This window comes from Streptomyces sp. CB02414, from assembly GCF_001905385.1.
In the GTDB taxonomy this organism is placed as follows: Bacteria; Actinomycetota; Actinomycetes; order Streptomycetales; family Streptomycetaceae; genus Streptomyces.
Genome location: NZ_LIPF01000009.1, coordinates 293384 through 314018 on the forward strand (window position 1 = coordinate 293384; position 20635 = coordinate 314018).

General features: G+C 72.5%; 15 protein-coding genes. 8 read left to right on the forward strand and 7 right to left on the reverse strand.

The features are described 5' to 3' along the window. Positions 1-76 precede the first annotated feature (76 nt). Complete coding sequence (metH, locus tag AMK11_RS28545) at positions 77-3589, reverse strand: methionine synthase (protein WP_073730954.1); 3513 nt, start codon at positions 3587-3589, stop codon at positions 77-79. Positions 3590-3978: 389 nt separating this feature from the next. On the opposite strand from metH, the gene AMK11_RS28550 reads away from it, so the two are divergent. The 5 genes from AMK11_RS28550 (at position 3979) to AMK11_RS28570 (ending at position 10338) form a co-directional block, all read left to right on the forward strand. Continuing rightward, positions 3979-4743 (forward strand): IclR family transcriptional regulator, encoded by a 765-nt coding sequence (locus AMK11_RS28550; RefSeq protein WP_073730955.1) that lies wholly within the window; start codon positions 3979-3981, stop codon positions 4741-4743. Positions 4744-5057: 314 nt separating this feature from the next. Next, positions 5058-5852, forward strand: coding sequence for an MIP/aquaporin family protein (locus AMK11_RS28555; protein WP_073730956.1), 795 nt, complete (start codon positions 5058-5060; stop codon positions 5850-5852). Between the two features lie 85 nt (positions 5853-5937). Then, positions 5938-7476, forward strand: coding sequence for a glycerol kinase GlpK (glpK, locus tag AMK11_RS28560; protein WP_073730957.1), 1539 nt, complete (start codon positions 5938-5940; stop codon positions 7474-7476). 8 nt (positions 7477-7484) lie between these two features. Further along, positions 7485-9101, forward strand: a complete 1617-nt coding sequence (locus AMK11_RS28565) for a glycerol-3-phosphate dehydrogenase/oxidase (protein ID WP_073730958.1) — start codon at positions 7485-7487, stop codon at positions 9099-9101. A gap of 247 nt (positions 9102-9348) precedes the next feature. After that, positions 9349-10338: a PAC2 family protein gene (locus AMK11_RS28570; RefSeq protein WP_073730959.1), complete on the forward strand. Its 990-nt coding sequence runs from the start codon at positions 9349-9351 to the stop codon at positions 10336-10338. A 61-nt stretch (positions 10339-10399) separates the two neighbouring features. On the opposite strand, the gene mshC is transcribed toward AMK11_RS28570, so the two are convergent. The 4 genes from mshC to AMK11_RS28590 form a co-directional block, all read right to left on the reverse strand. Further along, positions 10400-11629 (reverse strand): cysteine--1-D-myo-inosityl 2-amino-2-deoxy-alpha-D-glucopyranoside ligase, encoded by a 1230-nt coding sequence (mshC, locus tag AMK11_RS28575; RefSeq protein ID WP_073730960.1) that lies wholly within the window; start codon positions 11627-11629, stop codon positions 10400-10402. Between the two features lie 230 nt (positions 11630-11859). Then, on the reverse strand, positions 11860-12690 hold the full coding sequence (locus AMK11_RS28580) for an SCO1664 family protein (RefSeq protein WP_073730961.1): 831 nt from the start codon (positions 12688-12690) through the stop codon (positions 11860-11862). Beyond that, the gene (locus tag AMK11_RS28585; protein ID WP_073730962.1) at positions 12654-13244 is read right to left on the reverse strand and encodes a DUF3090 domain-containing protein; all 591 of its coding nucleotides are present in this window, start codon (positions 13242-13244) and stop codon (positions 12654-12656) included. The genes AMK11_RS28580 and AMK11_RS28585 overlap by 37 nt, the downstream gene beginning before the upstream one ends. An 84-nt stretch (positions 13245-13328) precedes the next feature. Further along, on the reverse strand, positions 13329-14015 hold the full coding sequence (locus AMK11_RS28590) for a histidine phosphatase family protein (RefSeq protein ID WP_073730963.1): 687 nt from the start codon (positions 14013-14015) through the stop codon (positions 13329-13331). A gap of 61 nt (positions 14016-14076) precedes the next feature. Between AMK11_RS28590 and corA the strand changes: the two genes are divergently transcribed. Continuing rightward, positions 14077-15072, forward strand: a complete 996-nt coding sequence (gene corA, locus AMK11_RS28595; protein ID WP_073731083.1) for a magnesium/cobalt transporter CorA — start codon at positions 14077-14079, stop codon at positions 15070-15072. Positions 15073-15086: 14 nt separating this feature from the next. Here corA and AMK11_RS28600 read toward each other — a convergent pair whose 3' ends face one another. Then, on the reverse strand, positions 15087-15875 hold the full coding sequence (locus AMK11_RS28600; protein ID WP_073730964.1) for a hypothetical protein: 789 nt from the start codon (positions 15873-15875) through the stop codon (positions 15087-15089). A 236-nt stretch (positions 15876-16111) separates the two neighbouring features. Next, positions 16112-17167: an LLM class F420-dependent oxidoreductase gene (locus AMK11_RS28605; protein WP_073730965.1), complete on the reverse strand. Its 1056-nt coding sequence runs from the start codon at positions 17165-17167 to the stop codon at positions 16112-16114. Between the two features lie 112 nt (positions 17168-17279). Here AMK11_RS28605 and AMK11_RS28610 point away from each other — a divergent pair, with 112 nt between their 5' ends. Beyond that, complete coding sequence (locus tag AMK11_RS28610; RefSeq protein ID WP_073731084.1) at positions 17280-18266, forward strand: aldo/keto reductase; 987 nt, start codon at positions 17280-17282, stop codon at positions 18264-18266. Continuing rightward, complete coding sequence (locus tag AMK11_RS28615; protein WP_073730966.1) at positions 18263-20635, forward strand: helix-hairpin-helix domain-containing protein; 2373 nt, start codon at positions 18263-18265, stop codon at positions 20633-20635. Before AMK11_RS28610 ends, AMK11_RS28615 begins: the two co-directional genes overlap by 4 nt.

Genomic DNA, 20635 nt, shown 5'->3' on the forward strand with positions numbered 1-20635 from the left:
ACCGACCAGTGTACGTCGTGCGGGACGGGATCGCCTGGTGTGGCCCGTGGAGCTGTGCTGAGACCGTGCCGAGCTCCTAGCGGGCGTTGAAGTACTTGGCCTCCGGGTGGTGGATCACGATGGCGTCGGTGGACTGCTCGGGGTGGAGCTGGAACTCCTCCGACAGGTGGACGCCGATGCGTTCCGGCTGGAGCAGGTCGGCGATCTTGGCGCGGTCCTCCAGGTCCGGGCAGGCTCCGTAGCCGAGGGAGAAGCGGGCGCCCCGGTACTTCAGGGCGAACATGTCCTCCATCTGGGCCGGGTCCTCACCGCCGAAGCCGAGTTCGGCGCGGACGCGGGCGTGCCAGTACTCGGCGAGGGCCTCGGCGAGCTGGACGGACAGGCCGTGGAGTTCGAGGTAGTCGCGGTAGGCGTTGGCCTCGAACATGCGGGCCGTCTCCTCGCCGATGCGGGAGCCGACGGTGACGACCTGGAAGCCGACGACGTCGGTCTCGCCGGACTCCTCCGGGCGGAAGAAGTCGGCCAGGCACAGCCGCCGGCCGCGGCGCTGGCGCGGGAAGGTGAAGCGGGTGCGCTCGTTGCCGTCGTCGTCGAGGACGATCAGGTCGTCGTCCTTGGAGACGCAGGGGAAGTAGCCGTGGACGACGGCCGCCTCCAGGAGGTTGTCCGTCTGGAGGCGGTCCAGGAGACCGCGCAGCCGCGGCCGTCCCTCGGTCTCGACCAGTTCCTCGTACGAGGGGCCCTCGCCGGTGCGGGCCTGCTTGAGGCCCCACTGGCCCTTGAAGAGTGCGCCCTCGTCGAGCCAGGAGGCGTACTCCTTGAGCTGGATGCCCTTGATCACGCGCGTGCCCCAGAAGGGCGGCTCGGGGACGGGGTTGTCGGTGGCCACGTCCGAGCGCACGTGCCCTTCCTCGGGCCGCTCCTCGATCTCGACGGTGGCCGCCCTGACCCGGCGCTGCTTGAGCTCTGGGAGCTTGGCGCCGGGCACGCCGCGCTTGATGCCGATCAGGGCGTCCATCAGGCGCAGGCCCTCGAAGGCGTCGCGGGCGTAGCGGACCTCGCCGTCGTAGACCTCGTGGAGGTCCTGTTCGACGTAGGCGCGGGTGAGGGCGGCGCCGCCGAGGATGACGGGGTAGTCGGCGGCCAGTCCCCGCTGGTTGAGCTCCTCCAGGTTCTCCTTCATGATCACCGTGGACTTGACCAGGAGGCCGGACATGCCGATGACGTCGGCCTTGTGCTCGCCGGCCGCTTCCAGGATCGCGGAGACCGGCTGCTTGATGCCGAGGTTGACGACGTTGTAGCCGTTGTTGGACAGGATGATGTCGACGAGGTTCTTGCCGATGTCGTGGACGTCGCCGCGGACGGTGGCCAGCACGATGGTGCCCTTGCCGTCGTCGTCGGTCTTCTCCATGTGCGGCTCCAGATGGGCCACCGCGCTCTTCATGACCTCGGCGGACTGGAGCACGAACGGCAGCTGCATCTGCCCGGAGCCGAACAGCTCACCGACGACCTTCATGCCGTCGAGCAGCGTGTCGTTGACGATGTCCAGGGCCGGACGCTCGGTCAGAGCCTCGTCCAGGTCGGCCTCCAGGCCGTTCTTCTCGCCGTCGATGATGCGGCGCTTGAGCCGCTCCTCCAGCGGCAGCGCGGCCAGTTCCTCGGCCTTGGACGCCTTCAGGGACTTGGCGGTGGCGCCCTCGAAGAGCTGCATCAGCTTCTGGAGGGGGTCGTAGCCCTCGCGGCGGCGGTCGTAGATCAGGTCGAGGGCGGTGGTGACCTGCTCCTCGTCGAACCGGGCGATCGGCAGGATCTTCGAGGCGTGCACGATCGCCGAGTCCAGGCCCGCCTTCACGCACTCGTCCAGGAAGACCGAGTTCAACAGGATCCGGGCGGCCGGATTCAGGCCGAAGGAGATGTTCGACAGACCGAGCGTGGTCTGCACGTCCGGGTGCCGCCTCTTCAGCTCGCGGATGCCCTCAATGGTGGCGAGTCCGTCCTTGCGGGACTCCTCCTGGCCGGTGCAGATGGTGAAGGTCAGACAGTCCACGAGGATGTCCGACTCGTGGATGCCCCAGTTGCCGGTCAGGTCGTCGATCAACCGTTCGGCGATCTCGACCTTCTTCTCCGCCGTCCGCGCCTGCCCCTCCTCGTCGATCGTCAGCGCGATCAGCGCCGCACCGTGCTCACGCGCCAGCGTGGTGACACGCGCGAACCGGGACTCCGGACCCGCGCCGTCCTCGTAGTTCACCGAGTTGATCACCGCGCGGCCGCCGAGCTTCTCCAGACCGGCCTGGATGACGTCGACCTCGGTGGAGTCCAGCACGACCGGCAGCGTCGAGGCCGTCGCGAACCGGCCCGCCAGCTCCTCCATGTCGGCCACGCCGTCGCGGCCCACGTAGTCCACGCACAGGTCCAGCATGTGCGCGCCCTCGCGGATCTGGTCGCGGGCCATCTCCACGCAGTCGTCCCAGCGGCCCTCCAGCATGGCCTCACGGAACTTCTTCGAGCCGTTCGCGTTCGTCCGCTCACCGATCGCCAGGTAGGAGGTGTCCTGCCGGAACGGCACGGTCTGGTACAGCGAGGCGGCGCCGGGCTCGGGGCGCGGGTGCCGCTCAGCGGGGGCGGTGCCCCGGACCCGCTCGACGACCTGGCGCAGGTGCTCGGGCGTGGTGCCGCAGCAGCCGCCCACCAGCGACAGCCCGTACTCCCGCACGAACGTCTCCTGCGCGTCCGCCAGCTCCGGCGCGGTCAGCGGGTAGTGCGCGCCGTCCTTGCCGAGGACGGGCAGACCGGCGTTGGGCATGCACGACAGCGGGACGCGGGAGTGGCGGGCGAGGTAGCGCAGGTGCTCGCTCATCTCCGCCGGGCCGGTCGCGCAGTTCATGCCGATCATGTCGATGCCGAGCGGCTCCAGCGCGGTCAGCGCGGCGCCGATCTCCGAGCCCAGCAGCATGGTGCCGGTGGTCTCGACGGTCACGGACACGATGACGGGCAGGTCGAGACCGAGGGCGTCCAGGGCGCGCCGGGCGCCGAGCACGGAAGCCTTGGTCTGCAGGAGGTCCTGCGTGGTCTCCACCAGCAGCGCGTCCGCGCCGCCCGCGACCAGGCCCTCGGCGTTGCGCTGGTAGGCGTCGCGCAGGACGGTGTACGGGGCGTGGCCGAGGGTGGGCAGTTTGGTGCCGGGGCCGATCGAGCCGAGGACCCAGCGTTGCCGTCCGTCTCGGGCGGCGAACGCGTCGGCTGCCTCGCGGGCCACCCGGGCACCGGCCTCGGACAGCTCGTGGACGCGCTCGGGGATGTCGTACTCGCCGAGCGCGGAGTGGTTCGCGCCGAAGGTGTTGGTGCCCACGCAGTCCACGCCGGCGGCGAAGTACTCCTCGTGCACCGAGCGCACGATGTCCGGGCGGGTGACGTTGAGGACCTCGTTGCAGCCCTCCAGCTGCTGGAAGTCGTCCAGCGTCGGGTTCTGCTCCTGGAGCATGGTGCCCATCGCGCCGTCGGCGACCACCACGCGGGTGGCGAGGGCCTCTCGGAGGGCGGACACGCGGGTCCGGGTGTCGGCGGGCGGGGTGGATGGCGACGAGGCCATGAAAGGGCTCCCTAGGATGCGACGGCTGTCGGCTTTGCGCTGCCCGGTTCCGTCCATGGGGAACGTCCCCGGGAGAGAACGCACGCCGCCAGGGTAGCCGGGACCGGAGGCCGGTGGTCGAGGAGTCCACGTGACGGACGAGGATGGCGGGTCGGGACCCCGCCGAAGGGGTGACTTTCCGGCCCCGGGGGATGTGCCGGTGAACGGCCCGGCGGCCCTCCTGGAGCGGCCATCGGACGGGTGGTCCGGGCGACCGGATCCGGCCGGAGTGCAACAGTTGCCCGCCGACCATTAGCGGGAGGTCGGCATGGACCGGTAGTGTTCGGCATTGCCGAACGACGTCAGCGACGCCGAGGTCGGCAGTCGAAGGGGACGGAGGCAGTACGTCGATGGCACGGAACATCCAGTCGCTCGAACGAGCGGCCGCGATGCTGCGCCTGCTCGCGGGCGGTGAGCGGCGGCTCGGCCTGTCGGACATCGCCTCGTCGCTGGGTCTGGCCAAGGGCACCGCGCACGGCATCCTGCGCACCCTCCAGCAGGAGGGCTTCGTGGAGCAGGACGGGGCTTCCGGGCGCTATCAGCTGGGCGCCGAGCTGCTGCGCCTGGGGACGACCTACCTCGACGTGCACGAACTGCGGGCGCGCGCCCTGGTGTGGACGGACGACCTGGCGCGCTCCAGCGGGGAGAGCGTCCACCTCGGGGTCCTGCACCAGCAGGGCGTACTGATCGTGCACCACGTCTTCCGTCCCGACGACAGCCGGCAGGTGCTGGAGATCGGCGCCATGCAGCCGCTGCACTCCACGGCGCTGGGCAAGGTGCTCTCGGCGTACGACCCGGTCGCGCACAGCGAGGCGCTGGAGGCCGACCGCAAGGCGTACACCGACCGGACCGTGTGCGAGCCGGACGGGTTCGAGCACATCCTCGACATCACGCGCGCGCGGGGCTACGCGGCGGACGTGGAGGAGACCTGGGAGGGCGTCGCGTCCATCGCCGCCCCCATCCACGACCGCAGGCGCATGCCGGTCGGCGCGGTCGGCATCACGGGCGCCGTGGAACGGCTGTGCCGGGAGGGCGAGCTGCGCCCCGAGCTGGTCGCGGCGGTACGGGACTGCGCCCGCGCGGTGTCGCGGGACCTGGGCGCCGGGCGGTTCTAGCAGGGTACGGGCAGGGGCCGGGACGCCAGAGGGCGTTCCGGCCCCTGGTGTTTCCCGGGTGACCGTCCCGCGGCGTGATCGATAGCCCGCGACGATCAATAACGATCGTGCTTTCGATAACACAGCTCTTGACGCATGCGTGACGCCACGGCGAGACTCGCGTCCATCGGTCGGCATTGTCGAACACCTACCGGCAATACGCGTTAGAGTGTGACAACGCCAAGGGCCGCCATCGCTCTCACACCGAGGGCGCCGGAACACCCGGAGGGACCCGGGGTTCGGCTTCCCCTGGACGAAGGACAAAGGAGTCGCGGGTGTCCAGCTCCGACATCTTCATCGGCGAGACCATCGGTACCGCCATACTCATCCTGCTCGGCGGCGGTGTCTGTGCCGCCGTGACGCTCAAGGCCTCCAAGGCCCGCAACGCCGGCTGGCTCGCCATCGCCTTCGGGTGGGGCTTCGCGGTCATGACGGCGGCGTACATATCGGGTCCGCTCTCCGGCGCCCACCTCAACCCCGCCGTGACGGTCGGCATCGCGGTCAAGGACGGCGACTGGGGCAACACGCCGACCTATTTCGCGGGTCAGCTCCTCGGCGCCATGATCGGCGCGGTCCTGGTCTGGATCGCCTACTACGGCCAGTTCCAGGCCCACCTCACCGACCGCGAGATCGTCGGCGGCCCCGGCGCGCAGGACACGGCGGCCAAGTCCGTCGAGGCGCAGGAGAAGGGCGCCGGCCCGGTCCTGGGCGTCTTCTCCACCGGCCCGGAGATCCGGCACACGGTCCAGAACCTCGCCACGGAGATCATCGGCACCTTCGTCCTGCTGCTCGCCATCCTGACCCAGGGCCTGAACGACGCGGGCAACGGCCTCGGTGTCCTGGGTGCCCTGATCACCGCGTTCGTCGTGGTCTCGATCGGTCTGTCGCTCGGTGGCCCGACGGGCTACGCGATCAACCCGGTCCGCGACCTCGGCCCGCGCATCGTGCACGCGCTGCTGCCGCTGCCCAACAAGGGCGGCTCCGACTGGGCCTACGCCTGGATCCCGGTCGCCGGTCCGCTGATCGGCGGTGCGCTCGCCGGAGGTGTCTACAACGTCGCGTTCGCCTGAGCGGGCCTCCGCTCGGCCATCATCGAGCCGCAGCACACGCGCCGTACGCACCGGCCGCCACACCACGGAAACCCAGGAGCACACAGTGACCGACGCCCACACCGCAGGCCCCTTCATCGCCGCCATCGACCAGGGCACGACCTCCTCCCGCTGCATCGTCTTCGACCGGGACGGGCGCATCGTCTCCGTCGACCAGAAGGAGCACGAGCAGATCTTCCCGAAGCCGGGCTGGGTCGAGCACGACGCGACCGAGATCTGGACCAACGTCCAGGAGGTCGTCGCCTCAGCGGTCGAGAAGGCCGGCATCACCCGCGACGACATCAAGGCCATCGGCATCACCAACCAGCGCGAGACCACCCTCGTCTGGGACAAGAACACCGGTGAGCCCGTCCACAACGCCATCGTCTGGCAGGACACCCGCACCGACGCCCTGTGCAAGGAGCTCGGCCGCAACGTCGGCCAGGACCGCTTCCGCCGCGAGACCGGCCTGCCCCTCGCCTCCTACTTCGCCGGCCCCAAGGCCCGCTGGCTGCTCGACAACGTCGACGGTCTGCGCGAGCGCGCCGAGGCGGGCGACCTGCTCTTCGGCACCATGGACACCTGGGTCATCTGGAACCTGACCGGCGGGGTGAACGGCGGCAAGCACGTCACCGACGTCACCAACGCCTCCCGCACCATGCTGATGAACCTGCACACCATGCAGTGGGACGAGAAGATCGCCGAGTCCATCGGCGTGCCGACGCAGATGCTCCCCGAGATCCGCTCCTCCGCCGAGGTCTACGGCGAGATCACGGGCGGCAGGCTCGGCGAGCTGCTCGGCGGCATCCCCGTCGCGTCCGCGCTCGGCGACCAGCAGGCGGCCCTGTTCGGCCAGACCTGCTTCTCCGAGGGCGAGACGAAGTCGACGTACGGCACCGGCACCTTCATGGTGATGAACACCGGTGACAAGCTCATCAACTCCTACTCGGGCCTGCTGACCACGGTCGGCTACAAGATCGGCGACCAGGACACGGTCTACGCCCTGGAAGGCTCGATCGCGGTCACCGGTTCGCTGGTGCAGTGGATGCGCGACCAGATGGGCCTGATCTCCACCGCCGCCGAGATCGAGACCCTGGCGATGCAGGTCGAGGACAACGGCGGCGCCTACTTCGTGCCGGCCTTCTCCGGCCTGTTCGCCCCGTACTGGCGCTCCGACGCCCGCGGTGTGATCGCCGGCCTGACCCGGTACGTCACCAAGGCGCACCTCGCGCGCGCCGTCCTGGAGGCCACCGCCTGGCAGACGCGGGAGATCGCGGACGCCATGACGAAGGACTCCGGTGTGGAGCTGACCGCCCTCAAGGTCGACGGCGGCATGACCTCCAACAACCTGCTGATGCAGACCCTCGCCGACTTCGTGGACGCCCCCGTGGTGCGCCCGATGGTCGCCGAGACCACCTGCCTCGGCGCCGCCTACGCCGCCGGCCTGGCCGTCGGCTTCTGGAACAGCACCGACGACCTGCGCGCCAACTGGCGCCGGGCCGCCGAGTGGACCCCCCGCATGGACGCGGAGACCCGCGACCGTGAGTACAAGAGCTGGCTCAAGGCCGTCGAGCGGACCATGGGCTGGCTCGAGGACGAGGAGTAAGAACCACCATGACCACGCAGTCCACCCTGCAGTCCGTGCCTGCCCTGGGGACGCACCCGGCCTCCGGCTCGAACCCGGGCCGGGCCGAGACCCGGGAGCAGCTCTCCAAGGCGTCGTACGACCTCCTCGTGATCGGCGGCGGCATCCTGGGCATCTCCACCGCCTGGCACGCCGCGCAGTCCGGCCTCAGGGTGGCCGTGGTCGACGCCGGCGACTTCGCCGGCGCCACCTCCTCCGCCTCCTCCAAGCTGCTCCACGGCGGTCTGCGCTACCTGCAGACCGGCGCGGTGAAGCTGGTGGCGGAGAACCACTTCGAGCGCCGTGCGGTCTCCCGCCAGGTGGCCCCCCACCTGGCGAACCCGCTCACCTTCTACCTCCCCGTGTACAAGGGCGGGCCGCACGGCGCGGCGAAGCTGGGCGCGGGTGTCTTCGCGTACTCGGCGCTGTCCGCCTTCGGCGACGGCGTCGGCCACCTGCTCTCCCCGGCCAAGGCCGCGCAGGACGTGCCGGAGCTGCGCACCGACAACCTGAAGGCCGTGGCCGTGTACGGCGACGACCAGATGAACGACGCCCGCATGGCGCTGATGACCGTCCGCGCGGCGGTCGACTCGGGCGCGGTCGTCCTCAACCACGCCGAGGTCACCGGTCTGCGCTTCACCAAGGGCCGGGTGACCGGCGCCGAGCTGAAGGACCGGCTGACCGGCGACGAGTTCGGCGTGAACGCGCGCCTGGTGCTCAACGCCACCGGCCCCTGGGTCGACCACCTGCGCCGCATGGAGGACCCGAACGCGGCGCCGTCCATCCGCCTGTCCAAGGGCGCGCACCTGGTGCTCAAGCGCACGGCGCCCTGGCGGGCGGCGCTGGCGACCCCCATCGACAAGTACCGCATCACCTTCGCCCTCCCCTGGGAGGACATGCTGCTGCTCGGCACGACCGACGAGGAGTTCGAGGGCGACCCGGCGGACGTCGCGGTCAACGAGAAGGACACCGCTCAGATCCTCGACGAGGCCGCGTTCTCCATCCGCGACCAGCAGCTCGACCGGGACCTGATCACGTACTCCTTCGCGGGTCTGCGGGTGCTGCCGGGCGGCCCCGGTGACACCGCGAAGGCCAAGCGCGAGACGGTGGTCAGCGAGGGCCGGGGCGGCATGCTGTCCGTCGCGGGCGGCAAGTGGACCACCTTCCGCCACATCGGCCGTACGGTGATGAAGAAGCTGGAGGCGCTGCCGGGCCACCCCCTCGGCGACGACTTCGAGCCGGTCTCCACGCTGCCGAAGAAGCTGCCGCTGCCCGGCGTCGCCAACCCGCGCGCGGTCGCCCACCGGCTGCTGGTGGACGGCCCGGCGCCCGGTCCGCGGATGGCGGCGGACACCGCCAGGCACCTGGCCACGCACTACGGTTCGCTGGCCTTCGACATCGCCCGGCTCGCCAACGAGTCCCCGGAGCTGGCGGAGCGTGTCCACCCGGACGCCCCGGAGATCTGGGCGCAGGTCGTGTGGGCGCGGGACCAGGAGTGGGCCGAGACGCCCGACGACGTGCTGCGCCGCCGCACCACGCTGACGATCCGCGGCCTGGCCACGGACGACGTGCGGGCGAAGGTGCAGGACCTGCTCGACAAGAAGTAGGCCCCGCCGCGCCGTTCGCGCCCGGTCCCGGTCGTCCCGGGGCCGGGCGCGGTCGTTCCGTGACGCAGGTGAGGCGTCCGGACGGCCGCGAACGGGACACGCCGGGTGCGCGGTTGAGCGGGGGTGTCCGGCCCGCCGGAACGGGGCAGTGATCCGTTCACTCCCCCGTGCACGGGGGCTGCGGGCGGTCCCTCGGCACGCCGTAAGGTTGGGGGGTACGCGAGGGCACGTCGGAAGGAGGCGCTGGGTGATCGAGCTCGAGGGGGTTCCCGAGCTGGTCGACCCGGTCATGGTGGCCGCGTTCGAGGGCTGGAACGACGCCGGCGACGCCGCCTCCACCGCGGTCGCGCATCTCGACCGGGAGTGGAAGGGCGAGGTGTTCGCGGCGCTGGACGCGGAGGACTACTACGACTTCCAGGTCAACCGGCCCACGGTGTTCATCGAGGACGGCGTCCGCAAGGTCACCTGGCCGACGACCAGGCTGTCGGTGGTCCGGGTCGGCGGCGACAAACCGCGCGACCTGGTCCTGGTCCGCGGCATCGAACCGTCCATGCGCTGGCGCTCGTTCTGCAACGAACTGCTGGGCTTCGCCCACGAGCTGGGCGTCGAGCTGGTGGTCGTCCTGGGCGCCCTGCTGGGCGACACCCCGCACACCCGTCCGGTGCCGGTGAGCGGGACCACGTCCGACGCCGACCTGGCGCGGCGCATGGAGCTGGAGGAGACCAAGTACGAGGGGCCCACGGGCATCGTCGGCATCCTCCAGGAGGCGTGCACGCACGCGGGCGTACCGGCCGTGTCGCTGTGGGCGGCGGTGCCGCACTACGTGTCGCAGCCGCCGAACCCGAAGGCCACGCTGGCCCTGCTGAACCGGCTGGAGGACCTGATCGACGTGCGCATCCCGCTGGGCGAGCTGCCCGAGGACGCGCGTGCCTGGCAGGTGGGTGTGGATCAGCTGGCCGCCGAGGACAGCGAGGTCGCCGAGTACGTCCAGTCGCTGGAGGAGGCCCGGGACACCGCGGAGCTGCCGGAGGCGTCGGGCGAGGCGATCGCCCGCGAGTTCGAGCGGTACCTGCGCCGCCGGGACGGCTCCGGGCCGGGCCAGCCGGGCGGTCACGCCACGGCGGACGGGGATGCGTCACCCGGGGCGCCGTATCTGCGGGACAACCCGAGCGGGCGGACCCGCCCGCCGCGGCCGCCGAAGGCGAGCGGGGACGACGAGGAGTCGTCGGAGGACTGAACCGACGTGACAGGGGGCGCTTCCCGGTGGGAGGCGCCCCCTTCGCGTGTGCGGCCGGTGCCTACAGGGCGACGCCGAGCAGCGCGTCGACGGCGCGGGACACCACGCCGGGTGCTCCGGTGTCCGTGCCGCCGCTCTCCTGCTGGAGGGCGGCCCAGCGGTCGACGGCGTCGAGTGCCGCCGGGGAGTCCAGGTCGTTCGCGAGAGCGGCGCGGATCTCCTCGACCAGCGCCTCGGCGGGCGGGCCGTCGGGCCGGGAGACGGCGGCGCGCCAGCGGTCGACCCGCGCGAGGGCGTCCTCCAGTACCTGGTCGGTCCACTCCCAGTCGGAGCGGTAGTGGTGGGCGAGCAGCGTGAGGCGGATGGCGGCGGGGTCGACGCCCTCGCGGCGCAGCTGCGAGACGAAGACCAGGTTGCCCTTGGACTTGGACATCTTCTCGCCGTCCAGCCCGACCATGCCGGCGTGGACGTACGCCTTGGCCATGGGGAACTCGCCGGTGAGGGCCTGGGCGTGCGAGGCGCCCATCTCGTGGTGCGGGAAGGCGAGGTCGGAGCCGCCGCCCTGGACGTCGAAGCCCATGCCGAGGTGGTCGAGGGCGATGGCCACGCACTCGATGTGCCAGCCGGGGCGCCCGCGGCCGAGCGAGCCGCCGTCCCAGCTGGGCTCGCCCTCGCGGGCCGCCATCCACAGCATCGGGTCGAGCGGGTTCTTCTTGCCCGGCCGGTCCGGGTCGCCGCCCCGCTCGGCGGAGAGCAGCCGCATGGCGGCGGCGTCCAGGTGGGAGACCTGGCCGAAGTGCGGGTCGGACTCGACCGAGAAGTAGGTGTCGCCCTCGAGCTCGTAGGCCGCGCCCGCGTCCCGCAGCCGCTCGACGAGCGGCACGATCCCGGGTATGGCCTCGACGGCGCCTATGTAGTGCCGGGGCGGCAGCATCCGCAGCGCCGTCATGTCCTCGCGGAAGAGGGCGGTCTCCTTCTCGGCGAGGGCGGTCCAGTCGACGCCGTCGCGCACGGCCCGCTCCAGCAGCGGATCGTCGACGTCGGTGACGTTCTGGACGTAGTGGACCTGCCGCTTGGTGTCGAGCCACACGCGCTGCACGAGGTCGAACGCGTTGTAGGTCGCCGCGTGCCCCATGTGGGTGGCGTCGTACGGCGTGATGCCGCAGACGTAGATGCGGGCGACGGGACCGGGGTCGAGGGTGACCAGGCCTCCGGTCGCGGTGTCGTGGATCCTCAGGTCGCGGCCCTGACCAGGCAGGGCGGGGACCTCGGAAGCGGGCCAGGCATGCATGTCATGAGCCTAACCGGACGGATGTTCCGTACACGAACCGGACCGGGCCGGATGGCCGGTAAGGCACTCTTGCGCGACACCGGCCGGTGTGTCACGGCGGCGCACGTCCAGGGCCCGCACCGGCGGAAGCGCGGGCCCTCGGCCGCCGGCGCACAGGCGCCGAGACGCTGGGGCCGTGCCGGACGCGGTGTCGGGGCCGCAGTGGCCGAGGGGAGGGTCGGTGTCGGGTGCTACACGGGGGGCCACGGGATGGCCGGCCACTCACCGCCCGGTTCCGGGTGCTTGCCGGACGTGAGCAGGGCGTCGACCCGCGCGCGGGTGGCGGCGAGTTCGGCGAGGGTGATGAGGGCGCCGAGACGGCTCGCCAGGGTTCCGCCGTCCCTGAGGGCCTCCCTGAGGCCGTCGAGCGCCGCCAGGGCCTCCCCGGTGAGCGGGTCGCCCGCCCAGCCCCACAGCAGGGTGCGCAGCTTGTCCTCGGCGTGGAAGGTGACGCCGTGGTCGATGCCGTACAGCCGCTCCCCGGCCGCGGGCAGCAGGTGGCCGCCCTTGCGGTCGGCGTTGTTGATCACGGCGTCCAGGACGGCGAGCCGGCGCAGCCGCTCGTCGTCGGCGTGCACGAGAAGGGCGGTGCGTCCCTCGCCGACCTCGGCCAGGGCGACCGCCTTCCAGCCGGGGCCGGGCTCCTCGGTGTCCACCAGGGCGAGCAGTTCCGTCTCCGGGACGGCCTCGATCCACAGCTGGACCATGCCCTCGCCGTAGGGCCCGTCGCGCAGCACGGTCGGCGGGACCAGGCCCCAGCCGGTCGCCTCGGAGACCTCGTAGGCGGCGACCTCGCGCTGGGCGAGGGTGCCGTCGGGGAAGTCCCACAGGGGCCGCTCCCCGGCGACCGGCTTGTAGACGCAGGCCGCCTCGCGCCCCTCGTGCGTCACCGTGCAGTACAGCGCCGCGTTGGAGGCGTCCCGGATGCGTCCGCGCACGGTCAGCTCGCCCAGGGCGAGCAGCTCGGCGGCCGCCGTGTCGGTGGTCACGCTCCGCGGCGGTATCCGTTCTGGCGCGGACATACGTGTCCTTCCGGGTCGAGCGGGAGGCTGCACAGCGGGCACGGCGGCCGCCCGGCGTTGACGACGTCGAGGGCGCGCTTGGCGAAGGCCCTGGCCTGCGCGCCGGTGAGGCGGACCCGGAGCATCGGGGGGCCGTTCTCCTCGTCCTGGAGGAGCCGCTCCTCGGCCTCCGCCAGGTCCTCCTCGGACTCGGCGTCCAGCTCCACGAGGGCCTGCGCCTCGACGATCATGCGCTGGTCGTCGCCGTCCCAGGCGAGCGCCATGGTGCCGACCCGGAACTCCTCCTCGACGGGGGTGTCCAGCGGCGCCGTGTCGGCGGGGCCGGTGGGGGCCATGGCGGGGACCTCGGTGCTGCCGCCGCTGCGCCGTACGACCTCGTCGAGGAGTTCGTCCATGCGCTCGGCGAGAGCGGCCACCTGGGTCTTCTCCAGGGCCACGCTGGTCACCCGGGAGCCGGCGGAGGCCTGGAGGAAGAAGGTACGGCGCCCGGGCAGTCCGACCGTGCCGGCCACGAAACGTTCCGGTTGGTCGTAGAGGAACACCTGACGGGACACGTCCTGTCTCCATGAGAAGTCGTAAGAGCGGGAAGGGCGGGGTGGGTCACTGCTGCGGTCGCTTCACCCTACTGCGGCCGACGATCACGGTGCGCCCGCACTGCCACCGACGGTGGCCTCGTCGCCGGGCGGCTCCTCGCGCGGGGCCAGCGAGCCGAAGTCGCCGGTGTCGCCGAGGCGGACGAGGAACGGGCGCAGCCGGGTGTAACGGATCGCGGTGACGGAGCAGGGCTCGACGGAGATCCGCTGGAAGAGGTCGAGGTGCAGGCCCAGCGCCTCCGCGACGAGGGACTTGATGATGTCGCCGTGGGAGCACATGAGGTAGACGGCGTCGGCGCCGTGGTCGCGCTCCACGCGCGCGTTCCACTCGCGGACCGCCTCGGCGGCGCGGGTCTGCATGGCGCGCATCGACTCGCCGCCGGGGAACGCGGCGGCGGAGGGGTGCGCCTGGACCACCTCCATCAGCGGCTCGTCCTTGAGTTCGGCGAGCTTGCGGCCGGACCAGTCGCCGTAGTGGCACTCCCCGATCCGTTCGTCGGTGTGCGCCCGCAGCCCGGGCCGGGCGTCGAGCAGGGGCCGGACCGTCTCCTGGCAGCGCTGCAGGGGGCTGGTGACGATCTCGGACAGGGGCAGGCCGGCGAGGCGGCCGGGCAGCGCGGCGGCCTGCGCGGCCCCGCGTTCGTCGAGGGCGACGCCGGGCGTCCAGCCGGCGAGCAGCCCCTCGGTGTTGGCGGTGGAACGTCCGTGCCTGACCAGGATCAGCGTGGGCATGCGGACAGGGTAGGCATACGACCCGGTGCGCGGGCGCCGGGGCGGAGGGAGAATGCGTTCGGTGATCGTCGACTGCGCCATCTACCGGGACGGGCACCGCACGGACGGGCCCGAGGACTTCTCCGACGCGCTCGGTGAGGCGCGCTCCGGGGGCGGCTTCGTCTGGATCGGGCTGCACGAGCCGTCCGAGGAGGAGTTCGACCTGGTCACCGAGGAGTTCGCGCTGCATCCGCTGGCGGTGGAGGACGCCCTCAAGGCGCACCAGCGGCCGAAGCTGGAGGTCTACGAGGACTCGCTCTTCGCCGTCCTGAAGCCGGTGGTGTACGAGCCGGAGAGCGACGCGGTGTCCACCGGCGAACTCATGATCTTCCTGGGCGACGCGTTCGTGGTCGTCGTCCGGCACGGCGAGGGCTCCCCGCTGAAGGCCGTGCGGCAGCGTCTGGAGCACGAGCCCGAGCTGCTCGGCAAGGGGCCCACCTCGGTGCTGTACGCGATAGCGGACGCCGCCGTCGACCACTACCTGGACGTGGCGGTGGAGCTGCAGAACGACCTGGAGGAGCTGGAGGCGGAGGTGTTCTCGCCGGACGGCGGCGGCTCGCGGCACACCGCGTCGCGGATCTACACCTTCAAGCGGCAGATCCTGGAGTTCCGCCGGGCGACGGGTCCGCTGGCGCCGCCGCTGGCCCGGCTGGCCGGGACGGGGGCGTTCGGCGCCGGGGTGCCGTACGTGAACGAGAAGGCACGGCCCTTCTTCCGGGACGTCAGCGACCACCTCTCGCGCGTCAACGAGTCGGTGGAGAGCCTGGACCGGCTGGTCTCCGACATCCTGTCGGCGCACCTGGCGCAGACCAGCGTCCGGCAGAACGACGACATGCGGAAGATCTCCGCGTGGGCGGCCATGGCGGCGGTCCCCACGATGGTCGCGGGGGTCTACGGCATGAACTTCGAGCACATGCCGGAGCTGCGCTGGGAGTGGGGTTATCCGGCGGTGATCGTGCTGATGGCCGGGCTGGAGGTGCTGCTCTTCCGGCTGTTCAAGCGGCGGGGCTGGCTCTGAGGGAGCCGTGCCGGTCAGGCGACCTCGGGGGCGGCGGTGGCCGGTCCGCCGAGCGCGTCGCGCCGCTCGGGCGCGCGCAGGGTCACCATGCGGCGCCAGCCGGCCAGCCGCTCGTAGGCGTACACCGCGTGGATGCCCGCCGCGAGCAGCGCGGACCTGGCCCGGGACCAGCCGAGGAGGCGCCCCATGCGGGCCATGACGCCGAGACTGACGTCCCGGTGGACGCGGATCTCGGCGAGCGCGCACTCGCGCAGCGTCGCGTGGATGTGGCGGCCGTGTCCGGCGGCGGCGTAGCGCAGCAGTTCCTCGTGGGAGTAGGCGAGGTGGTTGTCCTCGTCGGCGGAGATCATCCGGACGGCCCGGCCCAGGTCCGGGTGGTCGCCGAAGTGCTTGAGGAGCATCGCCATCTGCTCGGCCGCGCGCTGCTCGGTGACCCTGCTGTGCGCCAGGTAGGTGATGATGTCGCGGACGGTCAGCGGCTGGTCGGCCTTGAGCTTCTCGTGGGCGAGGCCGATGCCGTGCCGTTCCAGGAGCATGGTGTAGTCGGTCTCCGGCGGCACCTCGACGGGCTCGAGGCCGCGCTTCTTCAGCAGGGCGTTGAAGATCCGCCCGTGTTTGTCCTCGTCCGCGCCGTGCCGGGTGATCTTGGGTGCGAGGGCGCGCTCGCTCTCCGGCACCAGCGCCGCGATGCGCGCGTTCTCCCAGCCGCCCTGCGACTCACCGCTGGCCGCGATGGAGCAGAAGAGACGGAACGACTCGTCGTTGTCGAGGATCTCCTGGAAAAGACTCTTGGCCGAAAGCATCGGTGGCACCTCTCTGCCTCTGCAAGGTTGCGCAGGTTCCGCAGACTCCGCAAAGACCGAGTCAAGTGCGGGAGATGAGGCGCGGCAACAGGTGCGGCGGGCAACTCAGCCAAAAGAAGGACCGCCGGGAAGCGAGGAGGCGTAACCACGCGCGCGTGGGCGCGTTGTTCTCCGTGACGGCCGTGGCGGGGAAGACCCCCGAGCCCCCACCACGGCCGCAGAACTTCCCTGAGTCGCTACGCCAGCCCGGCCCGCTCCAGGGCCTCCGTGCCGGCGCGGAGCGCGGCGAGCCGCTCGTCCAGGGTGAAGCCCGCGGGGGCGAGCGTCAGGGTGGTGACGCCAGCGGCGGCGTAGGCCTTCATCCGGTCCGCGATGCGGTCGACGGAGCCGAGGAGGGTGGTCTGGTCGATCAGCTCGTGCGGTACGGCCGCGGCGGCGCCCTCCTTGTCGCCGGACAGGTACTGGTCCTGGATCTCGGCCGCCTCGGCCTCGTAGCCCATGCGCTGGGCGAGCTGGTTGTAGAAGTTCTGCTTGCGGCTGCCCATGCCGCCGACGTAGAGCGCGGTGTAGGGGCGGAAGGTGTCGGCGAGCGTGGTGACGTCCTTGTCGTCGCCCAGGGCGAGCGGCAGCGTCGGGCAGATGTCGAAGCCGTCGAGGGTCTTGCCGGCCTTCTCGCGCCCGGCGCGCAGGTGCTTGACCGCGGTCTCCTCCAGGTGGTCGGCGGAGGGGAAGATCAGCAGGGCGCCGTCGGCGATCTCGCCGGTCTGCTCCAGGTTCTTCGGGCCGATCGCGGCGATGTACAGGGGGATGTGCTCGCGCTGCGGGTGCACGGTGAGCTTGATCGGCTTGCCGGGGCCGCCGGGCAGCGGCAGCGTCCAGTGCTGCCCCTCGTAGGAGAGCCGTTCCCGGGTCATCGCCTTGCGCACGATCTCGACGTACTCGCGGGTGCGGGCGAGTGGCCTGTCGAACTTGACGCCGTACCAGCCCTCGGAGACCTGCGGGCCGGAGACGCCGAGGCCGAGCCGGAAGCGGCCCCTGGAGAGGGAGTCCAGGGTGGCGGCCGTCATCGCGGTCATCGCGGGCTGGCGGGCCGGGATCTGGAAGATGGCCGAGCCCACGTCGATGCGCTCGGTCTGGGCGGCGACCCAGGTGAGCACGGTGGCCGCGTCGGAGCCGTAGGCCTCGGCGGCCCAGCAGACGGCGTAGCCGAGCCGGTCGGCCTCCTGGGCGACGGCCAGGTTGTCCGCGTCCATTCCGGCACCCCAGTAGCCGAGGTTGATCCCGAGCTGCATGGCCGATTCCCCTTACCGATCAGTAACGTGTTCTGTGCCCCGACCTTAGCGCGCGAATTCGGTTGTCCACAGGCCCCCACAGCGCAAGCCGTGGCCAGTAATGTCGGCGTTCATGGAGCAGAGGCATCTCGGCCGCACCGGCCTGCGCGTGTCCCGCATCGGTCTCGGCACCCTGACCTGGGGCCGGGACACGGACGAGCATGACGCCGCGGACCTCTTGAAGACCTTCTGGGAAGCGGGCGGGACCCTCGTCGACACGGCGGACGTGTACGGGGACGGCGAGGCCGAGTACCTGCTCGGCCGGCTCATGGAGGGCCTGGTGCCGCGCCGGGACCTGGTCATCTCGACCAAGGCGGGCAGCGTGCCGGATCCCGACCGCCGCTTCGACGGTTCGCGCGCCCACCTGCTCTCCGCGCTGGACGCCTCGCTGGCCCGCCTGGGCACGGACCACGTCGACGTGTGGCACCTGCACGCCTTCGACCCGGACACTCCGCTGGAGGAGACGCTGCACGCCCTCGACGTGGCGGTGAGCAGCGGCCGCGCCCGGTACGCGGGCGTGTCGAACTTCTGCGGCTGGCAGCTGGCGAAGGCGGCGACCTGGCAGCTCGCGGCGCCGGGCGTGCGGAACCGGCTCGCGAGCACGCAGATGGAGTACTCGCTGCTCCAGCGCGGCATCGAGCGCGAGGTTCTGCCGGCCGCCCTGGACCTGGGCATCGGGCTGCTGCCCTCCTCGCCGCTGGGCCGCGGGGTCCTCACGGGCAAGTACCGCAAGGACGCGACGCCGCCGGACTCGCGGGGCGCCTCGGAGCACCTGGCCCCCTTCGTCGCCCCTTACCTCGACGACACGGCCGGCCACATCGTGGACGCGGTGGCGACGGCTGCGGACGGGCTCGCCGTGACGCCGCTCCAGGTGGCGCTGGCGTGGGTGCGGGACCGGCCCGGTGTGGTCGCCCCGATCATCGGTGCGCGCAACGCGCGGCAGCTCACGGCGGCGTTGTCAGTGGAGACCCTTAGTCTTCCTGACGAGATCTGCCGGGCGCTCGACGACGTGTCGGCGCCCGTGCACCGCTATCCCGATCACGACTGGAGCACGCTGTGAGCACGGAGCCCGAGCCCACCTCCGAGGATCCCACGGCCACCGTGGACGCCGGGCCGGAGACGCCGGGCACGACGGCAGAGGCCGGGCAGGCCGGCGGCGAGAGGGCGGGTGACACGGACGCCTCCGGGGCGCCGGACGGAGCCGTGGACGGAGCGGTGGACGGAGCGGTGGCCGGCGGCGAGAGGGCGGGTGACACGGACGCCTCCGGGGCGCCGGACGGAGCCGTGGACGGAGCGGTGGACGGAGCGGTGGCCGGCGACGGGGAGGCCGCTCGGGCCTCCGAGGCCGAGGCCGAGCTTGCGGCCCAGCGGGTCGAGCGGGAACGGATCGCGCGACGGAAGGCCGAGAAGCAGGCGCCGATCGACGCCGGGGCCAAGCTCAGCGGCACGGCGGCCGACCTGCTCGCCGCCGTACGGGCCGTGGAGAGCGGCGAGAAGCCCGCGGCCACGGTCTTCGGCGAGCCCGCTCCCGCGCCGCGCCGGCCCGCCCCCGAGCCGGCGCCACGGCCCCGGCCGGTGCAGGCCGGGCAGGTCACCGGGCCCGCTGCTCCCGCGCCGGACGCCGTCCAGGCCGTGCGGCGGGTACTGGCCGAGGGCGGCGCTCCCGAGGCGCTCGCACCGCAGACCGCGGCTCTGCTCGGCGAGGGTGCGCAGGACGCGCTGCGCGCGGACCCGTGGCAGTTGCTGCGGGTCGGCGGGGTGCGGCCGGAGCAGGCCGACGGGTTCGCCCGGTCGCTGCTCGGCGCGGCGTGCGGCCCGGACGACGAGCGCCGCGGCCGTGCGGTCACCGTGTGGCTGCTGGAGCAGGCGGCCCTGGCCGGACACACGGCCCTGGAGCTGCCGCGGCTGACGGCCACGCTGGCCCAGCGAGGTGTGCCGGACCCGGACGCCGCCGTGCAGAGCACGCTCGCCGAGGGCGAGGCGCTGGCCTTCCAGGACCCGCTGGACGAGCCCGGCGTCCGCGCGGGGACCGCACCGGGCGGGGCCGGGACCGACGGCCCCGATGAGGCGGACGCACCGGACGAGGACGAGGAGCGCCCGGTCCGGGTGCTGATCGGCCTAGAGCGGTTCGCGCTCGCCGAGGAGAGCCTCGCGGACGGCCTGGCTCGGCTGGTCAACTCCGCGCCCAAGGAGGACGGTTCCGCCGCGGACTGGGAGCGGGCCGCCGACGCGGCGCAGGGTGCCGCCGCCGACCTCGTCCGCGCCGTCGCGGGGCACGGACTGGTCCTGCACACCGGCGGCGAGGCGTCCCTGGCCGAGCCGGCCGCCCTGCTGCGCGCCGCCCATGCGCTCGGCCTGCGCTCCTGGGCCGCCGCGCCCGGTCCGCTCGGCCGCGACCGCTTCGCCGCCCACCTGGGCGACGGCGCCCGCTCCGCACCCCACGGCCCGGAGGGCTCCGACCCCGCCGGTCCCGCCCCCGCCGTCACGGTGGCCGGGCTGCTGGCCGGCACCGAGGGGCCGGGGCGGGACGCCGACGGCGCGCTGGACCTCGATCTGCTCGTCGTGGTGGACGCGCCGCAGCTGGACGTCGAGGCCGGCGCCCTGCTGGTGGAATCCCTGCCGGACGGGGCGCGGCTGGTGCTGGCCGGCGACCCGGCGGTGCTGTGGTCCGTGGGGCCGGGACGGATCTTCGCGGACCTGCTGGCGGCGCGGGCCTGTCCGCAGATCGCCTCCCGGCTTCCGGACCCCGGCCCGCTCGGCGAACTGGTCTCCGGCATCGGCATCGGTGAACTCGGCCAGGTGGAGGCGCCCGACAAGGAGGTCGTGATCGTGCCGGTGCGGGACGCGGGCGAGGCCGTGCACCGCACCGTCCAGCTCGTCGCGGACTCCGTACCGCGTGCGATCGGCGTGCCCGCCGAGGACACGCAGGTGATCACGCCGGGCCACGGCGGCGCGGCGGGCACCCGGGCGCTCAACGCGGCACTGAAGCAACGCCTGAATCCCGGCCCCGGCCGCTTCGGCGGCTTCGACCCCGGCGACCGCGTCGTCCACTCCCCCGTGCCGGGCCGTACGCTGCCGGGCCGGGTGGTGAAGGCCGACGCCGACGGGCTGCACCTGTCGTGCGCGGGTGAGTCCGTGGTCGTACCGCAGGAGCGGGTGGAGCGGTCCGTACGGCACGGTTGGGCGCTGACGGCGCACCAGGCGGTGGGCGGGCGGTGGCCCGCGGTGGTCGTGGTCCTGCCGGGCGACGCCGTGCAGGCGCTCAGCCGCCCCTGGATCTACACGGCGTTCGGCCGGGCCGCCCGTCATCTGTCCGTGGTGCAGGGCGTTGAGCAGGCGCTGCCCCGCGCCGTGGCCGAGGTTCCGGCCAAGCCGCGCACGACCCGCCTGCCGGTGCTCCTCGCGCCGCAGGTTCCGGTGTCCGGCTGA